This window comes from Curtobacterium sp. MCSS17_008, assembly GCF_003234185.1.
In the GTDB taxonomy this organism is placed as follows: Bacteria; Actinomycetota; Actinomycetes; order Actinomycetales; family Microbacteriaceae; genus Curtobacterium.
This window is the reverse complement of record NZ_QKSM01000019.1, coordinates 1-22,206: the sequence shown is the minus strand read 5'-3', so window position 1 is coordinate 22,206 and position 22,206 is coordinate 1. Positions and strand designations below refer to the sequence as shown.

Annotated in this window: 19 protein-coding genes; 16 read left to right on the top strand and 3 right to left on the bottom strand. The window is 72.4% G+C overall.

Features of this window, described 5'->3' with window-relative positions; all coding sequences use genetic code 11:
* Positions 1-7: 7 nt before the first annotated feature.
* Both DEJ23_RS14180 and DEJ23_RS14175 read right to left on the bottom strand, forming a co-directional pair.
* Entirely contained in the window at positions 8-1,243 is a 1,236-nt protein-coding gene (locus DEJ23_RS14180) for a mannosyltransferase family protein (protein ID WP_111240882.1), read from the bottom strand.
* Positions 1,244-1,408: 165 nt separating this feature from the next.
* Positions 1,409-3,262, bottom strand: coding sequence for a glycoside hydrolase family 2 protein (locus DEJ23_RS14175; protein ID WP_111240881.1), 1,854 nt, complete (start codon positions 3,260-3,262; stop codon positions 1,409-1,411).
* Positions 3,263-3,365: 103 nt separating this feature from the next.
* Between DEJ23_RS14175 and DEJ23_RS14170 the strand changes: the two genes are divergently transcribed.
* Complete coding sequence (locus DEJ23_RS14170) at positions 3,366-4,637, top strand: hypothetical protein (RefSeq protein WP_111240880.1); 1,272 nt, start codon at positions 3,366-3,368, stop codon at positions 4,635-4,637.
* Between the two features lie 69 nt (positions 4,638-4,706).
* On the opposite strand, the gene DEJ23_RS14165 is transcribed toward DEJ23_RS14170, so the two are convergent.
* A complete protein-coding gene (locus tag DEJ23_RS14165; protein ID WP_111240879.1) occupies positions 4,707-5,054 on the bottom strand; it encodes a DUF1844 domain-containing protein in 348 nt (115 codons plus the stop codon).
* A 310-nt stretch (positions 5,055-5,364) separates the two neighbouring features.
* Between DEJ23_RS14165 and infC the strand changes: the two genes are divergently transcribed.
* The 15 genes from infC (at position 5,365) to tyrS (ending at position 21,692) form a co-directional block, all read left to right on the top strand.
* The gene (infC, locus tag DEJ23_RS14160) at positions 5,365-6,024 is read left to right on the top strand and encodes a translation initiation factor IF-3 (RefSeq protein ID WP_111240878.1); all 660 of its coding nucleotides are present in this window, start codon (positions 5,365-5,367) and stop codon (positions 6,022-6,024) included.
* A 77-nt stretch (positions 6,025-6,101) separates the two neighbouring features.
* Positions 6,102-6,296, top strand: a complete 195-nt coding sequence (gene rpmI, locus DEJ23_RS14155) for a 50S ribosomal protein L35 (RefSeq protein ID WP_022903519.1) — start codon at positions 6,102-6,104, stop codon at positions 6,294-6,296.
* Between the two features lie 27 nt (positions 6,297-6,323).
* Complete coding sequence (gene rplT, locus DEJ23_RS14150) at positions 6,324-6,707, top strand: 50S ribosomal protein L20 (RefSeq protein ID WP_111240877.1); 384 nt, start codon at positions 6,324-6,326, stop codon at positions 6,705-6,707.
* Positions 6,708-6,774: 67 nt separating this feature from the next.
* On the top strand, positions 6,775-7,623 hold the full coding sequence (locus DEJ23_RS14145; RefSeq protein WP_111240876.1) for an RNA methyltransferase: 849 nt from the start codon (positions 6,775-6,777) through the stop codon (positions 7,621-7,623).
* Positions 7,624-7,711: 88 nt separating this feature from the next.
* Entirely contained in the window at positions 7,712-8,752 is a 1,041-nt protein-coding gene (gene pheS / locus DEJ23_RS14140; RefSeq protein ID WP_111240902.1) for a phenylalanine--tRNA ligase subunit alpha, read from the top strand.
* The gene (gene pheT, locus DEJ23_RS14135; RefSeq protein WP_111240875.1) at positions 8,752-11,244 is read left to right on the top strand and encodes a phenylalanine--tRNA ligase subunit beta; all 2,493 of its coding nucleotides are present in this window, start codon (positions 8,752-8,754) and stop codon (positions 11,242-11,244) included. Before pheS ends, pheT begins: the two co-directional genes overlap by 1 nt.
* A 74-nt stretch (positions 11,245-11,318) precedes the next feature.
* On the top strand, positions 11,319-12,416 hold the full coding sequence (locus tag DEJ23_RS14130; RefSeq protein WP_111240874.1) for an N-acetyl-gamma-glutamyl-phosphate reductase: 1,098 nt from the start codon (positions 11,319-11,321) through the stop codon (positions 12,414-12,416).
* Positions 12,417-12,421: 5 nt separating this feature from the next.
* A complete protein-coding gene (gene argJ, locus DEJ23_RS14125; RefSeq protein WP_258375578.1) occupies positions 12,422-13,630 on the top strand; it encodes a bifunctional glutamate N-acetyltransferase/amino-acid acetyltransferase ArgJ in 1,209 nt (402 codons plus the stop codon).
* Positions 13,630-14,688 carry an acetylglutamate kinase gene (gene argB / locus DEJ23_RS14120; RefSeq protein WP_258375577.1) on the top strand — a complete coding sequence of 353 codons (1,059 nt, stop codon included), beginning with the start codon at positions 13,630-13,632 and terminating at the stop codon, positions 14,686-14,688. The genes argJ and argB overlap by 1 nt, the downstream gene beginning before the upstream one ends.
* On the top strand, positions 14,685-15,971 hold the full coding sequence (locus tag DEJ23_RS14115) for an acetylornithine transaminase (protein ID WP_258375576.1): 1,287 nt from the start codon (positions 14,685-14,687) through the stop codon (positions 15,969-15,971). The genes argB and DEJ23_RS14115 overlap by 4 nt, the downstream gene beginning before the upstream one ends.
* Complete coding sequence (argF, locus tag DEJ23_RS14110; RefSeq protein ID WP_111240873.1) at positions 15,968-16,930, top strand: ornithine carbamoyltransferase; 963 nt, start codon at positions 15,968-15,970, stop codon at positions 16,928-16,930. Before DEJ23_RS14115 ends, argF begins: the two co-directional genes overlap by 4 nt.
* 20 nt (positions 16,931-16,950) lie before the next feature.
* On the top strand, positions 16,951-18,048 hold the full coding sequence (locus DEJ23_RS14105) for an argininosuccinate synthase domain-containing protein (RefSeq protein ID WP_111240872.1): 1,098 nt from the start codon (positions 16,951-16,953) through the stop codon (positions 18,046-18,048).
* Positions 18,049-18,187: 139 nt separating this feature from the next.
* Entirely contained in the window at positions 18,188-19,636 is a 1,449-nt protein-coding gene (gene argH, locus DEJ23_RS14100) for an argininosuccinate lyase (protein WP_111240871.1), read from the top strand.
* Complete coding sequence (locus tag DEJ23_RS14095; protein ID WP_111240870.1) at positions 19,633-20,337, top strand: DNA-3-methyladenine glycosylase; 705 nt, start codon at positions 19,633-19,635, stop codon at positions 20,335-20,337. The genes argH and DEJ23_RS14095 overlap by 4 nt, the downstream gene beginning before the upstream one ends.
* A gap of 41 nt (positions 20,338-20,378) precedes the next feature.
* On the top strand, positions 20,379-21,692 hold the full coding sequence (gene tyrS / locus DEJ23_RS14090; RefSeq protein ID WP_111240869.1) for a tyrosine--tRNA ligase: 1,314 nt from the start codon (positions 20,379-20,381) through the stop codon (positions 21,690-21,692).
* Positions 21,693-22,206 lie beyond the last annotated feature (514 nt).

Here is a 22,206-nt window from a genome sequence, read left to right as displayed (position 1 = left end):
GCGCGGCTCAGGGGTAGCCGAGGAACCAGAGCAGCACGATCGCCACCGGCTGCAGGCACACCCCGACCGCCAGCCACACCATCGTCCGCCGCCGTGTCCCCGTGAAGACGTCGGCCCCGAGCAGCGGTGCCGTCGGCATGAGCAACCGCGGCAGGCTCTGCTGCGGCAGGAACACCGCCACCAGGTACAGCGCGTACGCGGCCGTGAACGCCACGACGTCCGCCCCCAGCGCCAGGACGCCGCGCCGTGTCCAGAGCCACACCGCGCCGGCGAGCACGACGACCACCAGCACGACGCCGAGCGCTCCGAGCCACGTGGACGCCATTGTGAACCACGGGGTCAGCGGCGCGAAGTCCTGCCGCCCGACGAACCCCACCCACCACGACAACTCGGTCTCGAGGTACGCGTCCGGACGCCCGGTGACCGCCGATGCGACGACCGGCCACGCGAGACCCGCCGCCGCGATCGCCAGTCCGGCGACGACGATCGCCACCGCGTCCCGCGTCGGCAGCGCCCGCCGCTCCTGCACGATCCGCACCACCAGGTGCACCGCCAACGCCACGGCGAGCGCGAGCACCCCCGGCTTCGTGAACGCCGCGACGAGCCCGAGCGGCAGGACGAGCCAGTACCGGCGGCGCACCAGGGCCAGCAGTGCGCCGAACAGCAGCAGCAGGAACGTGCTCTCCGCGTAGGCCACCTGCAGCAGGAACCCCGTCGGTGCGAACGCGAACAGCGCCGTCGCCCGCGTCGCCCGGCGGTCGTCGGACACCGCGCGCACCAGCCGCCAGAGCAGGACGCACGCACCGGCCCCGGCGAGCGTGGCGACGAGCACACCCGCCGCCCAGAAGGACCCGCCCACCACCGGTTGCACGACCCGGGCGAGCGCCGGGAACACGGGCAGGAACGCCCACACGTTCGGCAGCACGTGCCCGTCGGCGTCGAGCGGCAGGGCCGTCGGGTACCCGTGCTCGGCGATGGTCCGGTAGAACGACGCGTCCCAGGAGCCGAGGAACGACCAGAACGTCCCCTCCCGCCGGTACGACGCGAACGGCCAGCCGTTCGCCCGGGCCAGCAGCCAGACCGTGAGCAGCAGGACCGTGCTCACCGCGCGGGAGGCCAGCCACACGGCCAGGGGAGCGGTCCACCCGGTGTGGCGCGCCGCCCGTCCGTCCGTCAGCAGGTGACGGACGCGGGACGGCAGGCCCGGCCGGGAGGCACGGCTCGGCTCCGCCACGTCGGTCACCGACCGATCCTCCCACCTCCACGACCCCGCGCGGCTGTCCGGTCGCCGCACCCGTCCGCGCGCCGTCCGTGGAGCAGGAGACGTCGAGTGCCGACCGGGTACCCGACGTCTTCTGCTCCATCGAGGGCGACCTGCGGCCGCAGCGACCGCGGCGGACCGGCGAGCTCAGCGTCCGGTGACGGCGGCGCGGATCCGCTCGATCGGCACCTTCGGCGTGCGGTCGGCGTTGAGCAGGCCGTTCGTCTCCTGCATGGTGTCGGTGAGCTGCGTCCAGCAGGAGCCCGCCAGGAACGCACTCGCCCGCATCCCGTCGTACAGCGCCGTGATGCGCGCCACCCAGTCATCGCCGTCCGTCGCGGAGGTGTAGCCCCAGCCGTCGTCCCGCTTCGCCCCCGGTTGGAAGTCGACGCCGCCGAACTCCGTGAGCATGACCGGCTGGCCCTCGTCCACCGCGCCACCGACCAGGATGCGTCGATCGGCCGGACCCCGACCGCCGAGCAGCGCCGTGCGTGCAGCGTCGTCCGCGTAGGTCGCCGCGAGCCGTTCCCCGTCGCCCTCGTAGTCGTGCACGGTGACGATGTCCGAGTTCGTGTGCTCCCACCCGTCGTTCGAGACCACCGGCCGGGTCGGGTCGAGCGCCCGGGTGACGTCGGCGAGCGCACGGGCGTAGGCCTGCTGCGCCGGGTCGCTCGCGATGTGCTGCACGCCCCAGCTCTCGTTCGCGGGCACCCAGGTGACGATGGACGGGTGCGAGGCGTCGCGCTCGACGGCGTCCATCCACTCGCGCACGAGCCGCTGCACGGCCGTGGGGGAGAACGCGTAGGCGCCGGGTGCCTCGCCCCAGACGAGCAGGCCGAGCCGGTCCGCCCAGTACAGGAAGCGCGGGTCCTCGATCTTCTGGTGGTTCCGCGCCGCGGTGAACCCGAGCTCCTTGATGAGCTCGACCTCGCGCCGGAGTGCTGCCCGCGACGGCGCCGCCAGGTGCGACTCGGGCCAGTACCCCTGGTTGAGCACACTGCGCACGTCGTACGCGCGACCGTTCAGCAGGAACGCCCCGCCGTCGACACCCACGGTCCGCACGCCGAAGTACGTCGAGACGGCGTCGAGGGGAGCGGCGCCCTCCGCCGGGAGCAGTGCGACGACGGCGTCCACCAGGCGCGGGGTCTCCGGGCTCCACGTGAGCTCGTCCTCGGCCTGGCCGTTCTGCTGCCGGGCGAGCGGCACGACGACCTCGACCTCGTGCGCGTGGTCCGGGACGGTGGTCTCGACGGTCGCCAGGTCCTCGTCGCCCTCGTGCCACCTCGCGGCGACCCGGAGCCGTGCGCCGGCGGGGCGCTCGCCGGAGAGCCGGACCGTCAGGCGCACCGTGGCGTGGTCGACGTTCGTCCAGCGCAGGGACCCGATCGACGACGTCGGCACGGCCTCGAGCCAGACCGTCTGCCAGATCCCGGTCGTCCGGCGGTACCAGATGGTGTGCGGTTCCTCGTGCCAGTCCTGCTTGCCGCGCGGCTGGGTCACGTCGTGGGGGTCGTCCTCGGCGCGGACGACCAGGGTGTGGTCGGCGTCCGGGTCGCTGCCGAGTGCCTCGGTCACGTCGAAGGAGAACGGCGTGTGGCCGCCCTCGTGCTCGCCGACGAACCGTCCGTCGAGCCAGACGCGGGCGCGGTGGTCGACCGCGCCGAAGTGCAGCACGAGGCGCGGTGCCGCGTCGCCCCACCCGGCGGCGTCGAGGTCGGAGCGGGTGAGGGTGCGCGCGTACCAGACGACGGGGTGGAAGCCCGGCTCGTCGATGCCGGACGCAGGTGACTCCGGCGGGAACGGCACGGTGATGTCCCGCGCGTCGGGGAAGCCGGTGCGCCAGGCCGGGTCGTCCCCGATGTTCCGGAACGACCACGTCCCGTCGAGGTCGGCCCAGTCGCGCCGCAGCATCTGCGGTCGCGGGTACGAGCCGTCCTGTGCGGACGCCAGGGGGAGTGCGGCGGACGTTGTGGCGGCGACGGTGCCGTCGAGCGAGCTCATGCGTCCATGCTGTCGGGTCCGTACATCGTTGTAAAGGCCGTTCGGCGGGCCGCTGTCCGCATCATCGGGACGCACCCCGGTGCCGACGCGTACCGTTCGCTGCATGAGCGCCGAGGCACCCGACCAGGTCAGCGACCGCACGCTGGAGGGCTGGATCGCCCGTCAGCGCTGGTACGCAGCGAAGGGCGGGACGCCAGCGCTCCGCACGATCGCCGAGGTCGACGGCACGCGCCTCGTCCTCGACGACGCCGCGACGGGGCCCGTGCTCTACCAGGTGCCCGTCGCCGCCCACGCCGGGGACGACCCCGCGGCGGAACCGGTGGACGGGACCACGGACACCGACTGGGTCCGGGGTCTCGCGACACGGATCGACGCCGATCCGTCCAGCCTCCGCCCGATCGGTGCCGTCACCGCGTCGCGCGTGCTCTCCGGAGAGCAGTCGAACACGTCCGTGATCTGCGACACCGCGAGCGGGGAGCAGGTCATCGTCAAGGTGTTCCGCGTGCTCCACCACGGCGACAACCCCGACGTCACGACGCAGCTCGCACTCTCCGCCGCCGGCAGCGACCGGGTGCCGTCCGTCTACGGAGCCCTCCGTGCCACCTGGCCCGACACCGGTCGAGCGGACGGCACCGCGTCCGGCCACCTCGCGTTCGCGCAGGAGTTCCTCCCCGGGCTCGAGGACGCCTGGCGGGTGGCCCTGCGCGACGCCCGAGCGGGTACCTCGTGGGACGCGCAGGCGGGGGCGCTGGGCGGAGCGCTCGCCGAGGTGCACCGCACCCTCGCCACCGCGCTGCCGACACGGCCCGCCGACCAGGACCGTCGCGACGCCGCGGTCGCCACCATGCACGCCCGGCTCGACGCGGCCGTGCGGGAGGCCCCGACCGTCGAGCCGCACGTCGACGCCGTCCGTGCCGTGTACGAGCGTGCCGCGGCGTCGCACTGGCCGGACCTGCAGCGGATCCACGGCGACCTGCACCTCGGACAGGTCCTCGCCGCCCCCGAGCCCCGCGGGTGGGTCTTCCTCGACTTCGAGGGCGAGCCGCTCCGGCCCCTCGCCGAGCGCACGCTCCCCGACGTCACGCTGCGCGACGTCGCGGGCATGCTGCGGTCCTTCGACTACGTCGCCGGTGCGCTCGCGCACGACGCGGAGTTCGTCGACGCGGGTGCGTGGGCGCAGGCGGCGCGCGAGGCGTTCCTCGACGGCTACCGGAGCGGCACCGGGGGCGACCTGGCCGAGCACCGCGCGCTGCTCGACGCGTTCGAGCTCGACAAGGCACTCTACGAGGTCGTCTACGAGACGCGGAACCGGCCCGACTGGGCCGGCATCCCGCTGGCCGCCGTGGCGCGGCTCGCAGCGGGCGGCGCCGACTGACGCCCTGACCGACGGGAGGCGCGGGACCAGCCGGTCCCGCGCCTCCCGTCCGTCACGTGGCGGCGTCCGTCAGTTGACGGGTCCCGTGTACTTCTCACCGGGACCCTTGCCCGGCGCGTCCGGGATGCTCGACGCCTCGCGGAACGCGAGCTGCACCGAGCGGAGCCCGTCACGCAGCGGGCGGGCGTGGTGGTCACCGATCTCGGTGGCCGCGGCGGTGACGAGCCCGGCCAGGGCGGTGATGAGCTTCCTGGCCTCGTCGAGGTCCGTCTGCTCCTGCGGGTCGTCCGCGAGGCCGACCTTCACGGCCGCCGCGCTGAGCAGGTGGACCGCCACGGTGTTGATGAGCTCGACCGCGGGGACCTCGGCGATGTCGCGTGCTTCTCCGCTGGCGTCGTTCTGCGGGGTGTCGGTCACGGTGCTCCTCTGCTAGACTCGTCGGCGGCAGATGCTGTCCGCACGCCCAGATCGACTCCGACGGAGTCGGTCCCGAGCGCCGGACGGCGTCGTGAAAGAGGAGTCTCTCCCACCCGCGGCCGTGCACCACAGGCTACCGGGTCCCAACCGCTCCGCCGGGAACGGCGCGATCAGCAGATCGCGGCGCCACCGGCAGGCCAGCCCGCAGGGGTCGGCGTCGGGCGGCTGCCGAACGGGTTCCGATCCGAGCGTCAGATCTCCTCTCTCGTGCCGTCGTCCAGCGCAGATGCGCCGGACGGCCACCACTTGATTGAAGGAGCTCCGCATCACCGATCCCCGCACCAACGACCGAATCCGCGTTCCCGAAGTCCGACTCGTCGGACCCCAGGGTGAGCAGGTCGGCGTTGTCCCGATCGCCATGGCACTGCGCCTCGCGCAGGAAGCCGAACTGGATCTGGTCGAGGTCGCCCCGAACTCGAAGCCGCCCGTGGCCAAGATCATGGACTACGGCAAGTTCAAGTACGAGGCAGCGCAGAAGGCCAAGGAAGCGCGTCGCAACCAGGTGAACACCGACCTCAAGGAGGTCCGGTTCCGCCTGAAGATCGACACGCACGACTACGAGACCAAGCGCAAGCGTGCCGAGGGCTTCCTCCTCGGTGGCGACAAGGTGAAGGCGATGATCCTCTTCCGCGGCCGCGAGCAGTCGCGTCCGGAGCAGGGCGTCCGTCTCCTCCAGAAGTTCGCCGAGGAGATCGCCGAGTTCGGTGTCGTCGAGTCGCGTCCGACCCAGGACGGCCGCAACATGACGATGATCATCGCCCCCCTCAAGAACAAGTCCGACGTCAAGGGCGAGCAGAACGCCAAGCGTGCTGCGCAGAAGGCCGAGCGTCGTGCGTCGGAGCACGCTGCGAAGGGCAAGGAGACCGACACGGCCTCCGAGACCGCGCAGTCGGAGACCCCGGCCGAATAGGTCCCCCGGACCACCCCGCGCAGTTCTCCCAACCGCGATGGCGCGGCTCCCCATCCACCCCACGGAAAGGCACCACCATGCCCAAGCAGAAGACCCACTCCGGGTCGAAGAAGCGCTTCAAGGTCACCGGTAGCGGCAAGATCATGAAGCAGCAGGCCGGTATGCGTCACAACCTCGAGGTCAAGAGCGCCAAGCGCAAGGCCCGCCTCAACGAGGACCAGGTCCTCGCGAAGGCCGACGCGAAGAACGTCAAGAAGCTTCTCGGCCACTGAGCCGGCGGAACGTAAAGGAACAGATCAATGGCACGTGTCAAGAGAGCGGTCAACGCCGCCAAGAAGCGTCGCGTCATCCTCGAGCGCGCCGAGGGCTACCGCGGCCAGCGTTCGCGCCTGTACCGCAAGGCGAAGGAGCAGGTCACCCACTCCCTCGTCTACGCGTACCGTGACCGCCACGCGAAGAAGGGCGAGTTCCGTCGCCTGTGGATCCAGCGCATCAACGCCGCGTCGCGTGCGAACGGCCTGACCTACAACCGCCTCATCCAGGGCCTGAACCTGGCCGGCGTCGAGGTCGACCGTCGCATCCTCGCGGACCTCGCGGTGAACAACCCCGAGACGTTCGCGGCGCTCGTCGCCACCGCGAAGAACGCGCTGCCGGCCGACACCTCGGCCCCGAAGGCCGCGTAGTCAGGACTCCTGCGCACGAGACCCCCGTCGTTCCCGACGGGGGTCTCGTCGTTCCTAGACTGGTGGCGTGAGCGATCTCCTCGAGAACCCGAAGTCCGGCCGCGTCAGGGCGGTCGCGGCCCTCGCGAAGAAGGACGTCCGCGCCGACACCGGCCTGTTCCTGCTCGAGGGCCCGCAGGCGGTGCGCGAGGCGATCGAGTACCGTCCGGAGCTCCTCCGCGAGCTGTACGTGACGCCGACGGCCGCGGCCCGCTACGGCCTCGACGACGCCCCGGTCGACACGTGGTTCGTGACGGAGCAGGTGCTCGAGACGATGGCGGACACCGTCACGCCGCAGGGTGTCGTCGCGGTCTGCCAGCAGTTCCCGACGTCGGTCCGCGACGTCTTCCCCGACCCCGGTGCGGACGGTCTGGAGGCCCGTGACGCGTCCGCCACCGAGGGCTCGCTGCCCGGGTTGGTCGCCATCCTCGAGCAGGTGCGGGACCCCGGCAACGCCGGCACGATCATCCGCGCCGCCGACGCCGCGGGCGCCGACGCCGTGGTCCTGACCGGGCGCTCGGTGGACCCGTACAACCCCAAGGTGGTCCGCTCCACCACGGGCTCGCTCTTCCACGTGCCGGTGTCCGTCGGCGTGACGCTCGCCGACGCCGTCGGGCGGGCGAAGGCCCTCGGGTACACGGTCCTGGCCGCCGACGTGTCCGGCGACGACCTGCCGGAGGTCCGCGCCGACGGGATGCTCGACGGCCCGACCGCGTGGGTGTTCGGCAACGAGGCCCGCGGTCTCACGAGCGAGGACCTCGCGCTGGTCGACCGGGCGGTCAAGGTCCCGATCTACGGGCAGGCCGAGTCGATGAACCTCGCCACGGCGGCCTCGGTGTGCCTGTACGAGTCGGCGTTCGCGCAACGGACCCGCTAGTCCTCCACCGGGGTCCCGCCGAGCCGGATGTACGCCGTCCGTCCGGTGCAGGGCGGCGGTATCCCGGCGGCCGGTAGGCTTGGGCCTCGTGTCAGAACACCTCGAGATCAGCGAAACGGCCGTCGCCGCCGCCGTGGACGAGGCACTCGCCGCCGTCCTTGCCGCGACGACCGTGGCCGAGCTGAAGCAGGCCAGGGCCGAGCACACCGGCGAGCAGTCCCCGCTCGCGCGGATGAACGCCGCGATGCGCAGCGTGCCGAAGGAGCAGAAGGCCGCGGCCGGCAAGCTCGTCGGCCAGGCCCGCGGGCAGGTCTACCAGGCGATCGCCGCGCAGGAGACCGTCCTGGCCGAGGCCGAGGAGCGCGCCCGGCTCGATGCCGAGCGCGTCGACGTCACGGCGCTGCCGGCCCGTCGGACGCCCGGTTCCCGGCACCCGCTCTCGGTCCTCAACGAGACCGTCGCCGACATCTTCGTCGGCATGGGGTGGGAGGTTGCCGAAGGCCCGGAGCTCGAGCACGAGTGGTTCAACTTCGACGCCCTGAACTTCGACCCGGACCACCCCGCCCGAGCGATGGCGGACACGATCTTCGTCGAGCCGGTCGACCGGCACCTCGTGATGCGGACGCACACCTCCCCGGTGCAGGTCCGCTCGCTCCTGTCGCGCGACCTCCCGCTCTACGTGATCGCCCCGGGGCGCGTGTACCGAGCCGACGAGCTCGACGCGACGCACCTGCCGGTCTTCACCCAGGTCGAGGGCATCGCGATCGACAGGGGCCTGACGATGGCGCACCTGCGCGGCACGCTCGAGCACTTCGCCCGCCAGATGTTCGGCGCCGAGGCCCAGATCCGCCTCCGCCCGAACTACTTCCCCTTCACCGAGCCCAGCGCCGAGATGGACGTCTGGCAGCCGAACGCCAAGGGCGGCGCCCGGTGGGTCGAGTGGGGCGGCTGCGGCATGGTGAACCCCAACGTCCTGCGCTCGGCCGGGATCGACCCGGACGAGTACCAGGGCTTCGCGTTCGGCATGGGCATCGAGCGGACGCTGCAGTTCCGCAACGGGCTCAACGACATGCGTGACTTCCTCGAGGGCGACATCCGCTTCTCGCAGCAGTTCGGAACGGTGGTCTGATGCGCGTCCCACTCCGTTGGCTCGGCGAGTCCGTCGACCTGCCCGACGACGTCAGCCTCGAGCACGTCCACGCGGCACTCGTGTCGGTCGGCTTCGAGGAAGAGGACGTCCACACCTACGACCTCACCGGACCGATCGTGGTCGGCCGGGTGCTGTCGCGGGAGCCGGAGCCGCAGAAGAACGGCAAGACGATCAATTGGTGCCAGGTCGACGTCGGCGAGCCCGAGCCCCGCGGCATCGTCTGCGGTGCGCACAACTTCGACGTCGACGACCTCGTCATCGTGACGCTGCCCGGCGCCGTGCTGCCCGGGCCGTTCCCGATCGCGGCGCGCAAGACGTACGGGCACGTGTCCGACGGCATGATCGCCTCGGCGCGCGAGCTCGGCCTCGGCGACGAGCACGACGGCATCCTCCGGTTCGCGGACCTCGGCATGGAGCCCGAGGTCGGTGCCGACGCCATCGCGCTGCTCGGGCTCGACGACGCCGCGGTGGAGATCAACGTCACGCCGGACCGCGGCTACGTGATGAGCATGCGCGGTGTCGCCCGCGAGTACGCCCACGCCACGGGCGCCAGCTTCCACGACCCGGCGGAGCGCGTGACGCCCCGCACGGGCGAGGGCTTCCGCGTCGTCATCGACGACCGGGCCCCGATCCGCGGCCGGGTCGGCGCGCACACCTTCGTCACCCGGGTCGTGCGCGGCATCGACCCGACGGCGACGACCCCGGCGTGGATGGTCTCCCGCTTGGCGCTGGCGGGCGTCCGCTCGATCTCCCTGCCGGTCGACGTCACGAACTACGTCATGTTCGAGCTCGGACAGCCCCTGCACGGCTACGACCTCGGGAAGGTCGTCGGCGGGCTCGGGGTCCGGCGTGCGGCCGCGGGGGAGACCCTGACCACCCTCGACGACGTCACCCGCACCCTCGACCCCGAGGACCTCGTCATCACCGACGACGACGGTCCGGTCGGCCTCGCCGGTGTGATGGGCGGCGCCCGTACGGAGATCTCCGGGACCACGACCGACGTCCTCATCGAGGCCGCCGGCTTCGACCAGGTCTCCATCGCCCGGACCGCCCGCCGGCACAAGCTGCCGAGCGAGGCCTCGCGACGCTTCGAGCGTGGTGTCGACCCGCTCGTGGCCGAGGCAGCGGCGAACCGCGCCGTCGAGCTCCTCGTCGAGCTCGCCGGCGGGACGGCGGACGCCCTCGGGTCGACGCTCGTCGACGCCGCTCCCCGCCCGACCATCACGATGCGCGCCTCCCGCCCCGCCGAGCTCGTGGGCGTCGAGTACACCGACGCCGAGGTGATCGACACCCTCCGTGCGATCGGCGCGACGGTCGACGTCGACGGCGAACTGCTCGTCGTGACGCCGCCGAGCTGGCGTCCGGACCTCACCGACGACACCACGCTGGTCGAGGAGGTCGCCCGCATCGTCGGGTACGCCCGCATCCCGAGCGTGCTGCCGGTGGCCCCGCCCGGCCGCGGACTGACCCGCCACCAGCAGGCGCGTCGCCGCGTGGCCGCAGCCCTCGCCGCGGACGGCCTCGTCGAGGTCGTCACCGCGCCGTTCGTCTCGCAGGCGACGCAGGACGCCTACCCGGGCATCGACGGCGACGGCGGCCCGAGCGTCGTGCTCGCGAACGCCCTCGACAGCGAGCAGTCGCTGCTCCGGCGCAGCGGTCTGCCCGCGCTCGTGGAGGCCGCACGGCGCAACGTGTCGCGCGGACTGGTCGACGTGGCGCTCTACGAGACCTCGCGGGTCTTCCTGCCGACGTCGGGCGTGCGGCTCGGCACGGACACGGTCCCCGTCGGCGCCGCACTGCCGGACCCCGAGACCCTGGCCGCCCTCGACGCCTCGCTCCCGCCCCAGCCGTTCCACGTCTCCGCGCTCCTCACCGGGAACCGCGTGGTGAAGCAGCCGGGTGTGCAGCCGGAGCCCTACGGCATCGCGGACGCACTCGACGTCGCCCGTGCCGTCGCCTGGGCCGTGGGCGTCGAGCTCCGCGTCGCGCAGACGACGCACCCGTCGCTGCACCCGGGTCGCGCGGCCTCGCTGCTCGTCGGGGACACCGTGGTCGGCGTCGCGGGCGAACTGCTGCCCGTGCTGACGGAGGCCGCCGTGCTGCCCCGCGTGGTCGCCGTCGTCGAGCTCGACCTCGACGCGCTCGTCGCCGCGGCACCCGAACTCGTGTCGGTGGCACCGATCGTGTCCTACCCGGCGGCGACGCAGGACCTCTCCCTCGTGGTCGGCCTCGACGTCCCGGCGGGCGACGTCCTCGAGACGGTGCGCCTCGGCGCCGGCGAGCTGCTGGAGTATGCTCGCCTCGTGGACGACTACCGGGGCACGGGCGTGGACGAGGGACAGAAGTCCCTGACGTTCGCGCTGCGCTTCCGCGCCACGGACCGCACGCTGACCGCTGCCGAGGCCTCCGAGGCCCGTGACGGCGCCGTCCGACGTGCCGGCGAGCGATTCGGGGCGACCCTGCGCGACTGATCCGCCGGATCAGCACCGCCCGGGGCCGCCGCCTCCGACTCTCTCGACGACCAGTCCGACCAAAGGTGGAACCCATGTCCGTATCCGTCGCCGTGGCGGGAGCCTCCGGCTACGCGGGCGGTGAGCTCCTGCGCGTGCTCTCCGCCCACCCCGAGTTCGACGTCAGGACGGTGACGGCGTTCTCGAACGCCGGACAGCCGCTCATCGCCACGCAGCCGCACCTGCGGTCGCTGGCGCACCTGACCCTCGTCGAGACGACGGCGGAGCAGCTCCGCGGGCACGACGTGGTGTTCCTCGCGCTGCCGCACGGGCAGTCCGGAGCGATCACGGCCGAGCTCGACGACGACACCCTCGTCGTCGACTGCGGCGCGGACCACCGGCTGACGGACCCGGAGGCGTGGGACGCCTTCTACGGCGGCGAGTACCACGGCGCGTGGACCTACGGGCTCCCGGAACTGCTGCACGCCGCACCGGCACCGGGCACCGCGGACGAGTGGCGGGACGTCGACGACATCGCGGGGCTCGGCCGGCAGCGGACCGAACTCGCGTCGACGAAGCGGATCGCGGTCCCAGGGTGCAACGTCACAGCCGTGACGCTCGGCATCCAGCCCGGTGTGCAGGCCGGCCTCGTCGAGACGGACGACATCGTCGCCGTGCTGAGCGTCGGCCCGAGCGGTGCGGGCAAGAAGCTCGCCACCACCTACCTGGCCTCCGAGATCATGGGCTCCGCGAGCGCGTACGCCGTGGGCGGTACGCACCGGCACATCCCCGAGATCCAGCAGAACCTGGTCGCCGCGGGCGCCGGCGACGTGCGGATCTCGTTCACCCCCGTGCTCGTCCCGATGTCGCGCGGCATCCTCGCGACGACCACCGCGAAGCTCTCGCCCGGCGTGAGCGCCCGCGACGTGCGGCTCGCCTGGGAGCAGGCCTACGCGGACGAGCCCTTCGTGCACCTGCTGCCCGAGGGCGAGTTCCCCCGGACCGCGGACACCGTAGGCGCGAACACCGCGCTGGTCGGCATCGCCGTCGACGAGGCAGCCGGCCGCGTCGTCGCGGTGAGCGCCCTCGACAACCTGGCCAAGGGCACCGCGGGCGCGGCCGTGCAGTCGGCCAACATCGCCCTGGGCTTCCCGGAGACCCTCGGGCTGAGCGTGGACGGAGTCGCACCGTGACCGACGTGAGCAAGAACGACGGATCCGGGCCGGGCCTCCAGACCGTGGCGACCGGGCAGGGCGTCACCGCGGCGGCGGGCTTCCGCGCCGCGGGCGTCACCGCCGGCCTCAAGGCGAGCGGGAAGCCCGACGTCGCCCTCGTCGTGAACGACGGCCCGGACGTCGCCGCGACGGCGGTCTTCACCAGCAACCGTGCGCAGGCGCATCCGGTGACCTGGTCGCGCCAGGTCATCGGGGACGGCGTGGCGCGGGCCGTGGTGCTGAACTCCGGTGGTGCGAACTGCTTCACCGGCCCGTTCGGGTTCCAGACCACGCACATGACGGCCGAGGCGGTCGGCGACGCCCTCGGCATCGGGGCCGGCGACGTCATCGTCTGCTCCACCGGGCTCATCGGCGTCGGCGACCAGACCTTCCGCGACGGCGTGCTCCGCGGCGTCGACCTGGCCGCTGCGGCGCTCGACGCCGACGGCGGCCCGGACGCGGCGACCGCCATCATGACGACGGACACGAAGCCGAAGCAGTCCGTCGTGACACAGGACGGTTGGACGGTCGGTGGCATGGCGAAGGGTGCCGGCATGCTGGCCCCGGGCCTCGCGACCATGCTCGTCGTCATCACCACCGACGCCGTGCAGACCTCGGAGCAGCTCGACCGGGCACTCCGTGCAGCCACCCGCGTCACCTTCGACCGCGTCGACTCCGACGGCTGCATGTCGACGAACGACACCGTGGTGCTGCTGTCGTCCGGCGCGAGCGGCGTGACGCCCGAGGCCGGCGACTTCCAGGAGGCCCTGACCGCGGTCTGCGCCGACCTCGCGCGCCAGCTCCAGCAGGACGCCGAGGGTGCCAGCCACGACATCACCATCGAGGTCACCGGCGCGGTGTCCGAGGACGAGGCCGTCACGGTCGGGCGCAGCGTCGCCCGGAACAACCTGTTCAAGGCCGCCGTGTTCGGCAACGACCCGAACTGGGGCCGGGTGCTCGCGGCGATCGGCACGACCGACGCCGAGTTCGACCCGTACGCGGTCGACGTGAGCATGAACGGCGTCCGGGTCTGCCACGCCGGCGCCCCGGACCGGCCGAGCGACGAGGTCGACCTGACCCCGCGCGACACCCACGTGCTGATCGAGCTCGGGGTCGGTGCACACGCGGCCACCATCCTGACGAACGACCTGACGCACGACTACGTCCACGAGAACAGCGCGTACTCCAGCTGATGACGAACGACCTGACCAAGGAAGAAGAGCACGAGCTCGCCGCCGTCAAGGCCGCGACGCTCATCGAGTCCCTGCCGTGGCTGAAGCGGTTCTCGGGCAAGACCGTCGTCGTGAAGTTCGGCGGCAACGCGATGGTGAACGACGACCTCAAGCGCGCGTTCGCCGAGGACATGGTCTACCTGCGCTACGCCGGGCTGCACCCGGTCGTGGTGCACGGCGGCGGACCGCAGATCTCCGCCGCGCTCAAGGAACAGGGCATCGAGTCCGAGTTCCGCGGCGGGTACCGCGTGACGACGACCGAGGCCATCACGGTGGTACGGGACGTCCTGGCGGGCGAGGTCAACCGCGAGATCGTCGACCTGGTCAACGAGCACGGTGACGGTTTGGCGGTCGGGGTCTTCGGTGACGGCGGTTCGCTGTTCACCGGCGAGAAGAAGGGCGTCGTCGTGGACGGCGAGCACTTCGACCTCGGCCACGTCGGCGACATCACGCACGTCGACCCGTCCGGTGTCCTCGCCGCGATCGAGGCAGGCCGGATCCCGGTGGTGTCGAGCATCGCGATCGACGACGCCCACCCGGAGCAGGCGCTCAACGTCAACGCCGACGCCGCGGCCGGTGCCCTGGCGATCGCGCTCGGGGCCGCGAAGCTCATGATGCTGACGGACGTGCCCGGCCTGTACCGCAACTGGCCGGACCGCGACTCGATCATCGACCTCATCGCGGTCGACGAGCTGCGGGAGCTCCTCCCGACGCTCGAGTCGGGGATGATCCCGAAGATGACCGCGTGCCTGGACGCCGTGGTCGGCGGGGTCGGCGGCGCGACCATCATCGACGGCCGCATCCCGCACTCCATCCTCCTCGAGGTGTTCACCCTGCGTGGCGCGGGCACCGAGGTGATCCCGGACCCGAGCCGACGCACCGAGAACCAGAACACCCACGCCGAGGTGGGCCGACGCGTGCCCGAGTCCGCAGCGGACCCGGGCCGGCACGAAGCGGACCCGGGCCGTCACGAATCGGTCCACACCACGAGCACGACGCAGAAGGGGAACGAGCAGTGAGCACCGAGACGCAGACCCAGACCTGGAACGACCGGTTCGGGGCGTCGCTCATGCGATCCCTGACCCCGCCGAAGATCATGCTCGAGCGCGGCCAGGGCTGCCGGGTGTGGGACGTCGACGGCAACGAGTACCTCGACTTCCTCGCGGGCATCGCCGTGAACTCCCTCGGGCACGCGCACCCGGCGCTGGTCGAGGCCGTGGCCGACCAGGCAGCGAAGCTCGTGCACGTCTCGAACTACTTCGCGACCCCGCCGCAGCTCGAGCTCGCCGAGCGTCTCAAGCGCATCACCGGCGCCGGCGACGCGGGCCGCGTGTACTTCGGCAACTCCGGCGCCGAGGCGAACGAGGCGGCCTTCAAGCTCGCGCGACTGAACAAGGGCACCGACGGCCGCAAGACCCGCATCCTCGCGCTGCGGCAGGGCTTCCACGGCCGCACGATGGGCGCGCTCGCACTCACCGGCAAGCCCGCGCTGCAGGAGGACTTCCTGCCGATGGTGCCCGGCGTCGAGCACATCGACTCGACGGTCGCGGCGCTCGAGGCCGCGATCGACGACACGGTCGCCGCGCTCATCCTCGAGCCGATCAAGGGCGAGGCCGGCGTCGTCGACCTGCCCGAGGGCTTCCTGCAGACCGCCCGACGGCTGACCGAGGAGCACGGCGCGCTCTTCATCCTCGACGAGATCCAGACGGGTGTCGGCCGGACGGGCAACTGGTTCACCTTCCAGGGCCACGGCTTCACCCCGGACGCGGTCACGATCGCCAAGGGCATCGCGGGCGGGTTCCCGATCGGCGCGCTCGTGACCTTCGGGTGGGCGTCCGAGCTGTTCTCGGCCGGTCAGCACGGTTCGACGTTCGGCGGCAACCCGCTCGGCACCCGTGTCGCCAACGCCGTCCTCGCCGAGATCGAGCGCGCCGACCTCGTCGCCGGAGCGGTGACGAAGGGCGAGCGCATCCGCGCCGGCATCGCCGGCCTGGGCTCCCCGCTGGTGCAGGAGGTCCGCGGGACGGGACTGCTCGTCGGCGTCGGGCTGGCAGCCCCCGTCGGCCCGGCCGTCAACGCCGCCGCCCTCGAGCGCGGCCTCATCATCAACGCCCCGAACGAGTCGAGCCTGCGCATCGCGCCGCCGCTCGTCGTGTCCGACGCCGAGATCGACGAGTTCGTGTCGATCCTCGGCGAGAGCCTCGCCGCCGTCGCCGCCGAGCACGCCGACACCGCCCAGGGCGCCGCCACCCACCACGCCGGCACCGCCCAGGGCACCGCCACCCAGGAGACCTCCGCATGACCCGCCACTTCCTCCGGGACGACGACCTGACCCAGGCCGAGCAGTCCGCGATCCTCGACCTCGCGGCGCAGATGAAGGGCGACCGCTGGGGTGAGAAGCCCCTCGCCGGTCCGCAGACCGTCGCGGTCATCTTCGACAAGTCGTCCACGCGCACCCGTGTGTCCTTCCACGTGGGCATCTCGGACCTCGGGGGCAGCCCCCTCGTCATCACGACGGCGAACAGCCAGCTCGGTGGCAAGGAGACGCCGTCCGACACCGCTCGCGTGCTCGAGCGCATGGTCTCCGCCATCGTGTGGCGCACCTACGCGCAGTCCGGGCTCGAGGAGATGGCCCAGGACACCCGCGTGCCCGTGGTGAACGCCCTGTCGGACGACTTCCACCCGTGCCAGCTCCTCGCCGACCTCCTGACGATCCGCGAGCACCGCGGCACCCTGGCCGGGCAGACCGTCGCCTTCGTCGGGGACGGAGCGAGCAACATGGCGCAGTCCTACCTGCTGGCCGGAGCCACCGCGGGCATGCACGTCCGCGTCGCAGCGCCCGAGGCGTTCAGCCCGGACGCGCAGGTCGTCACCGACGCGGAGCACCGCGCGGCCGAGACCGGCGGCTCCGTGCTCGTCGTCACCGACCCCGTGGCCGCGGTCGCCGGCGCCGACGTCGTCGTCACCGACACCTGGGTGTCGATGGGCAAGGAGGACGAGAAGCAGGCGCGCCTCGACACCTTCGCCGGCCACCGCGTCGACGACGAGCTCATGGCGCACGCCGCGGACGACGCCGTGTTCATGCACTGCCTGCCCGCCGACCGCGGCTTCGAGGTGACGGCGGAGGTCATCGACGGGCCGCGCAGCATCATCTGGGACGAGGCGGAGAACCGGCTGCACGCGCAGAAGGCCCTGCTCGCCTGGCTGCTCGCCGCCAACGCCACGGGTGCCCCGGCGACCCCGGCACCGACGTCCGCCTGACCCCGACGACAGGAGACCGAGTGACCGACCGCATCGTCGTGGCCTGCTCCGCCGGGGTCGACCCGGCGGCGGCGGTCGAGCACTTCGGGGTCGACCACGAGGTCCTGGCGCTCGTCGTCGACGTCGGTGGCCGCTCCCGCGAGGTCGACGCCGTCCGCGACCGTGCTCGTGCGACGGGGGCGGTGGACGCGATCGTGGTCGACACGAAGACCGAGTACGCCGACCAGTACGTCGTCGCGGCCGTCCGCGCGAACGCCGGTGGGCCGGGACGCCCGCTCGTCCCGGCGCTCCGCCGTCCGCTCGTGGCCGACCACCTCGTGCGCACGGCCCGGCACCTCGGCGCGGTGGCGGTCGCACACGTGACCGTCGCACCGGACGAGGTCGCGCTCGCGGCGGCCGTGGCCGGGGTCGACCCGGAGGTCGAGGTCCGCCCGGTGCCCCCGGCCGTCGTCCCCGAGGCGGGCACCGAGCACGACGTGTGGGGCCGACTGGTCACCGATCCGGGCCTCGACGACCCGTGGGCGGCGGCCGACCCGGCGAGCTGGGCACGGACGCAGGACCCGGTCGACGCCCCCGACCCGGACGAGGTGACGATCACCTTCGAGCACGGGGTGCCGGTCGCCCTGGACGGTCAGCGCTTCACGGTGCTCCGGCTGCTGCAGGAACTCGATGCCCTCGCGGGTCGACACGGCATCGGTCGACACGACCTCGTCGAGGACCTGCTCGACGGCCGCAAGGTCCGCCGCGTCGTCGAGACCCCCGGTGCCACGGTGCTCGTCGCCGCCCACCAGGACCTCGAACGGCTCACGCTCGAACGGGACGTCCTCCGCGCCAAGCAGGACGTCGACCGCGAGTGGGCCGACCTCGTCCACGGCGGGCGCTGGGCGAGCGGGCTCCGCCGCGCGCTGGACGCGTTCGTCGAGGAGACCCAGCGGCACGTCTCCGGCGACGTCCGACTCCTGCTCCACGGCGGCGCCGCGACCGTGACCGGACGCCGGTCGGGGCAGAGCCTCTACGACTTCGAGCTCGCCGTGACCGGCACGGACGAGCCGGTCACGCTCGCCACGGCCTGGGCACGCCCCGCCCGCACGGCCGCCCGCCGCGACCGGGCGAACTGACCGGACCGGACAACACCCCGCACGGCACACGCGCCAGCACCGCACGAGCAGCGCCAGTAGCGCACGACCAGCACCAGCACCGCACGAGCAGCACCACCAGCACCTCGACCAGCACCGACGACCACCCAGGCAGGACGACATGACCGACGCGACCCAGCCCGCCAAGACCGACGCCACGAACACCGGCGCCCTCTGGGGCGGCCGTTTCGCCGACGGCCCGAGCGCCGAGCTCGCCGCGCTGTCCCGCTCGACACAGTTCGACTGGCAGCTCGCGCCCTACGACGTCGCCGGCTCGCGTGCCCACGCCCGAGCCCTGCACACGGCGGGGTACCTCACCGCGGACGAGCTCGAGCGGATGCTCGCGGGTCTCGACCGCCTCGAAGCCGCGCACGCCGACGGCTCCCTCCAGCCGGACGACGGCGACGAGGACGTCCACGGTGCCCTCGAGCGACTCCTCATCGCGGACCTCGGTCCCGAGCTCGGCGGCAAGCTCCGCGCCGGCCGGAGCCGCAACGACCAGATCGCCACCCTCGGCCGCATGCACATGATCGACCACGGCCGGCGGATCGGACGGCTCGTGATCGACCTGGTGGACGCGATCTCCCAGCAGGCGAGCGAGCACCCGGGGGCGATCATGCCGGGCCGCACGCACCTGCAGCACGCACAGCCGGTCCTGCTCGCACACCACCTCCTCGCGCACGCGTGGCCGCTCGTCCGCGACCTCGAGCGGCTCCGCGACTGGGCCGACCGCGCGAGCGTGAGCCCGTACGGCGCCGGGGCCCTCGCCGGCAGCTCGCTCGGGCTCGACCCGGCGGCGATCGCGCGTGAGCTCGGGTTCGCCCGCCCGGCCGACAACTCGATCGACGCCACCGCCGCCCGGGACGTGGTGGCCGAGTTCGCCTTCGTGCTGGCGCAGATCGGCATCGACGTGTCGCGCCTGGCCGAGGAGGTCATCCTCTGGAACACGAAGGAGTTCGGCTTCGTCCGCCTCCACGACGCCTTCTCGACCGGGTCGAGCATCATGCCGCAGAAGAAGAACCCGGACATCGCCGAGCTCGCGCGCGGCAAGTCCGGGCGACTGGTCGGGAACCTCACGGGGCTCCTCACGACGCTGAAGGGGCTCCCGCTCGCGTACAACCGCGACCTGCAGGAGGACAAGGAGCCCGTCTTCGACTCGGTCGCCCAGCTCGAGGTCCTGTTGCCGGCCTTCACGGGCATGATCGCGACGCTCACCTTCGACACCGACCGGATGGCCGAGCTCGCACCGCAGGGCTTCTCGCTCGCGACCGACGTCGCCGAGTGGCTCGTCCGTCAGGGCGTGCCCTTCCGCGACGCGCACGAGATCTCCGGCGCGCTGGTCCGCCACTGCGAGGAACGCGGCATCGAGCTCGACGAGCCGACCGACGACGAGTACCGCGCGGTGTCCGAGCACCTCACCCCCGCGGTGCGCGAGGTCCTCACGATCGAGGGGAGCGTCGCCTCCCGTGCCGGTGCGGGTGGGACCGCTCCGGAGCGGGTCACCGGACAGCTCGCCTCGCTGACCCGACGGGTCCACGACCTGGCCGAGGGCGCACCCTTCACCCGATGACGACCGCGACACTCGCGCTGCTGTCGGAGCCGGCGCCGGCCTGTGCTCCGGCGCTGCTCGGTGCGACGATCACCGGCCGCGGCGTCTCGCTGCGGATCACCGAGGTCGAGGCGTACTGGGGACCGACCGACCCCGGCTCGCACGGGCACCGCGGACAGACCCCTCGGAACCGCCACCTGTTCGGACCGCCCGGCACCCTCTACGCGTACCGCTCGTACGGCATCCACACCTGCGTCAACGTCGTGAGCGCACCGGACGGCACGTCGTCCGGATCGCTCCTCCGCGGTGCCGAGGTGGTCGACGGGCTCGATGTGGCACGCGAACGCCGCGGGCCGTCCGTCGCGGACGTCGCGTTGGCGCGCGGTCCCGGGAACCTCGGGAGCGCGCTCGGCGCGGTCCTCGGCGAGGACGACGGCACATCGCTCCTCGACGGGTCCGGCCCGTTCACCCTCACGCTGGCACCCGGTCTGGAGGCGCGACTCGTGTCCGCCGACCCGGCCGACGTGGTCGAGTCGCTCCTCCGCGAGACCGTGCCCGGCCCCGCCGCGTCGGCGCCGGTCCCACGGATCTCGCGAGGACCGCGAACCGGCGTCGCCGGTGTCGCGGGCGGGGCGTCCTTCCCGTGGCGGTTCTGGCTCACCGGCGACCCGACGGTCTCGACGTACCGACGGCACCAGCGCGCGGTCGACGGACCGAGCTGAACCGCGCCTCCCGGCCGTGGCCTGGTGACTACGATGGTCGGGTGTCCAGCGCAACCGACCCCGATGTCCTGACACGCCAGCAGAACGACCCCACCTTCGCCTCGGTGTGGGACGAACTGCGCTGGCGCGGTCTGGTGCACGTCTCCACCGACGAGACGGCACTCCAGGAGGCGCTCGACGGCGATCCGGTCACGTACTACTGCGGCTTCGACCCGACGGCGCCCTCGCTGCACTGTGGCAACCTGCTGCAGCTGCTCACCATGCGTCGGCTGCAGCTCGCCGGGCACAAGCCGCTGGCGCTCGTCGGCGGGTCCACCGGTCTCATCGGTGACCCGCGGCCGACGGCGGAGCGGACCCTGAACACCCCGGAGACGGTCGCCGAGTGGGTGAGCCGGCTGCAGGCGCAGGTGTCGCGCTTCCTCAGCCCGGACGGCGAGAACGGCGTCCGGCTCGTCAACAACCTCGACTGGACGGCGCCGCTGTCCGCCATCGACTTCCTGCGCGACATCGGCAAGTACTTCCGCGTCAACACGATGCTCAAGAAGGACGCCGTGGCCGCGCGGCTGAACTCGGACGCCGGGATCAGCTACACCGAGTTCAGCTACCAGATCCTGCAGGGGTTGGACTACCGCGAGCTCCACCGGCAGTACGGATGCACCCTGCAGACCGGCGGGTCCGACCAGTGGGGGAACCTGACCTCGGGGACGGAGCTGATCCGTCGCACCGAGGGTGTCTCCGTGCACGCGATGGGCACGCCACTGATCACGAACTCGGACGGCACGAAGTTCGGCAAGAGCGAGGGCAACGCGATCTGGCTCGACGCCGAGATGACCTCGCCGTACGCCTTCTACCAGTTCTGGCTCAACACGGCGGACGCCGACGTGGTGGCGCGACTGCGGGAGTTCACGTTCCTGGACCGAGCGGAGATCGAGCGCCTCGAGCAGGCCGTGGCGGGCGAGCCCTTCCGGCGCGAGGCGCAGCGGGTGCTGGCGTTCGAGGTGACGTCGCTGGTCCACGGCACGGCTGCCACGCAGGCTGCGATCGATGCCTCCGCGGCGCTGTTCGGCAACGGGGACCTGGCGGCGCTCGACGCGGCGACCCTGCGCGCGGCGATCGCGGAGCTCCCCGGGACGGTCTCGCTCCCGGGCGACACCGACGTGGCACGGGCCCTGGTCGACACGGGGCTGGTGAAGTCCCTCGGTGAGGCCCGTCGCGCGATCGACCAGGGGGGCGTGTACGTGAACAACGCCCGTGCCGAGGACGCCGCCGCGCAGCTGTCCGGCCTCGCACTGCCCGGGGGAGCGCTCGTCCTCCGTCGCGGCAAGAAGACCCTCGCCGGCGTGACGCTCGTCTGACGGGTGACACGCAGTCGCGGACCGGTGCCCGGCCTCCTGTCGGAGGCCGGGCACCGTCGCGTCCGGGCCCGGCCGTGCCGTCGGACGGGGGGGAGTTGCAGAACGCGACACGCCCGGGTGGTGAGGCGGTTGGCGCTCCACGCCGCTGCTGCGTAGAGTTCTTACTCGTCACCCCAAAGGTGCGGCGGAGCGGCTGGAGCGAGAGCCCAGAGCCTGCCGGCCTCAAGCGGGACCATCCTCCACCGAAGTTCAGATCGGGTCTTGCGCTCGATTGCTTCGACGCTTAGGATGACTACTCCACCGGCCCTCTCCTTCGGGATGAGCCACGGGACCTCGGTCCGACGAGTTGCCGGTGGCAACCAAGAACACAATGCCCCTCTGGCGGAACCTGGTTCACCGGGTCGAGTGGGGGGTGCGTCTGGTCCTTGAGAACTCAACAGCGTGCACATTGTCAATGCCAATTATTTTGACCCCGTGCCTGGCCTGCTTCGGCGGGTTGGGTCGGAGGCAATTC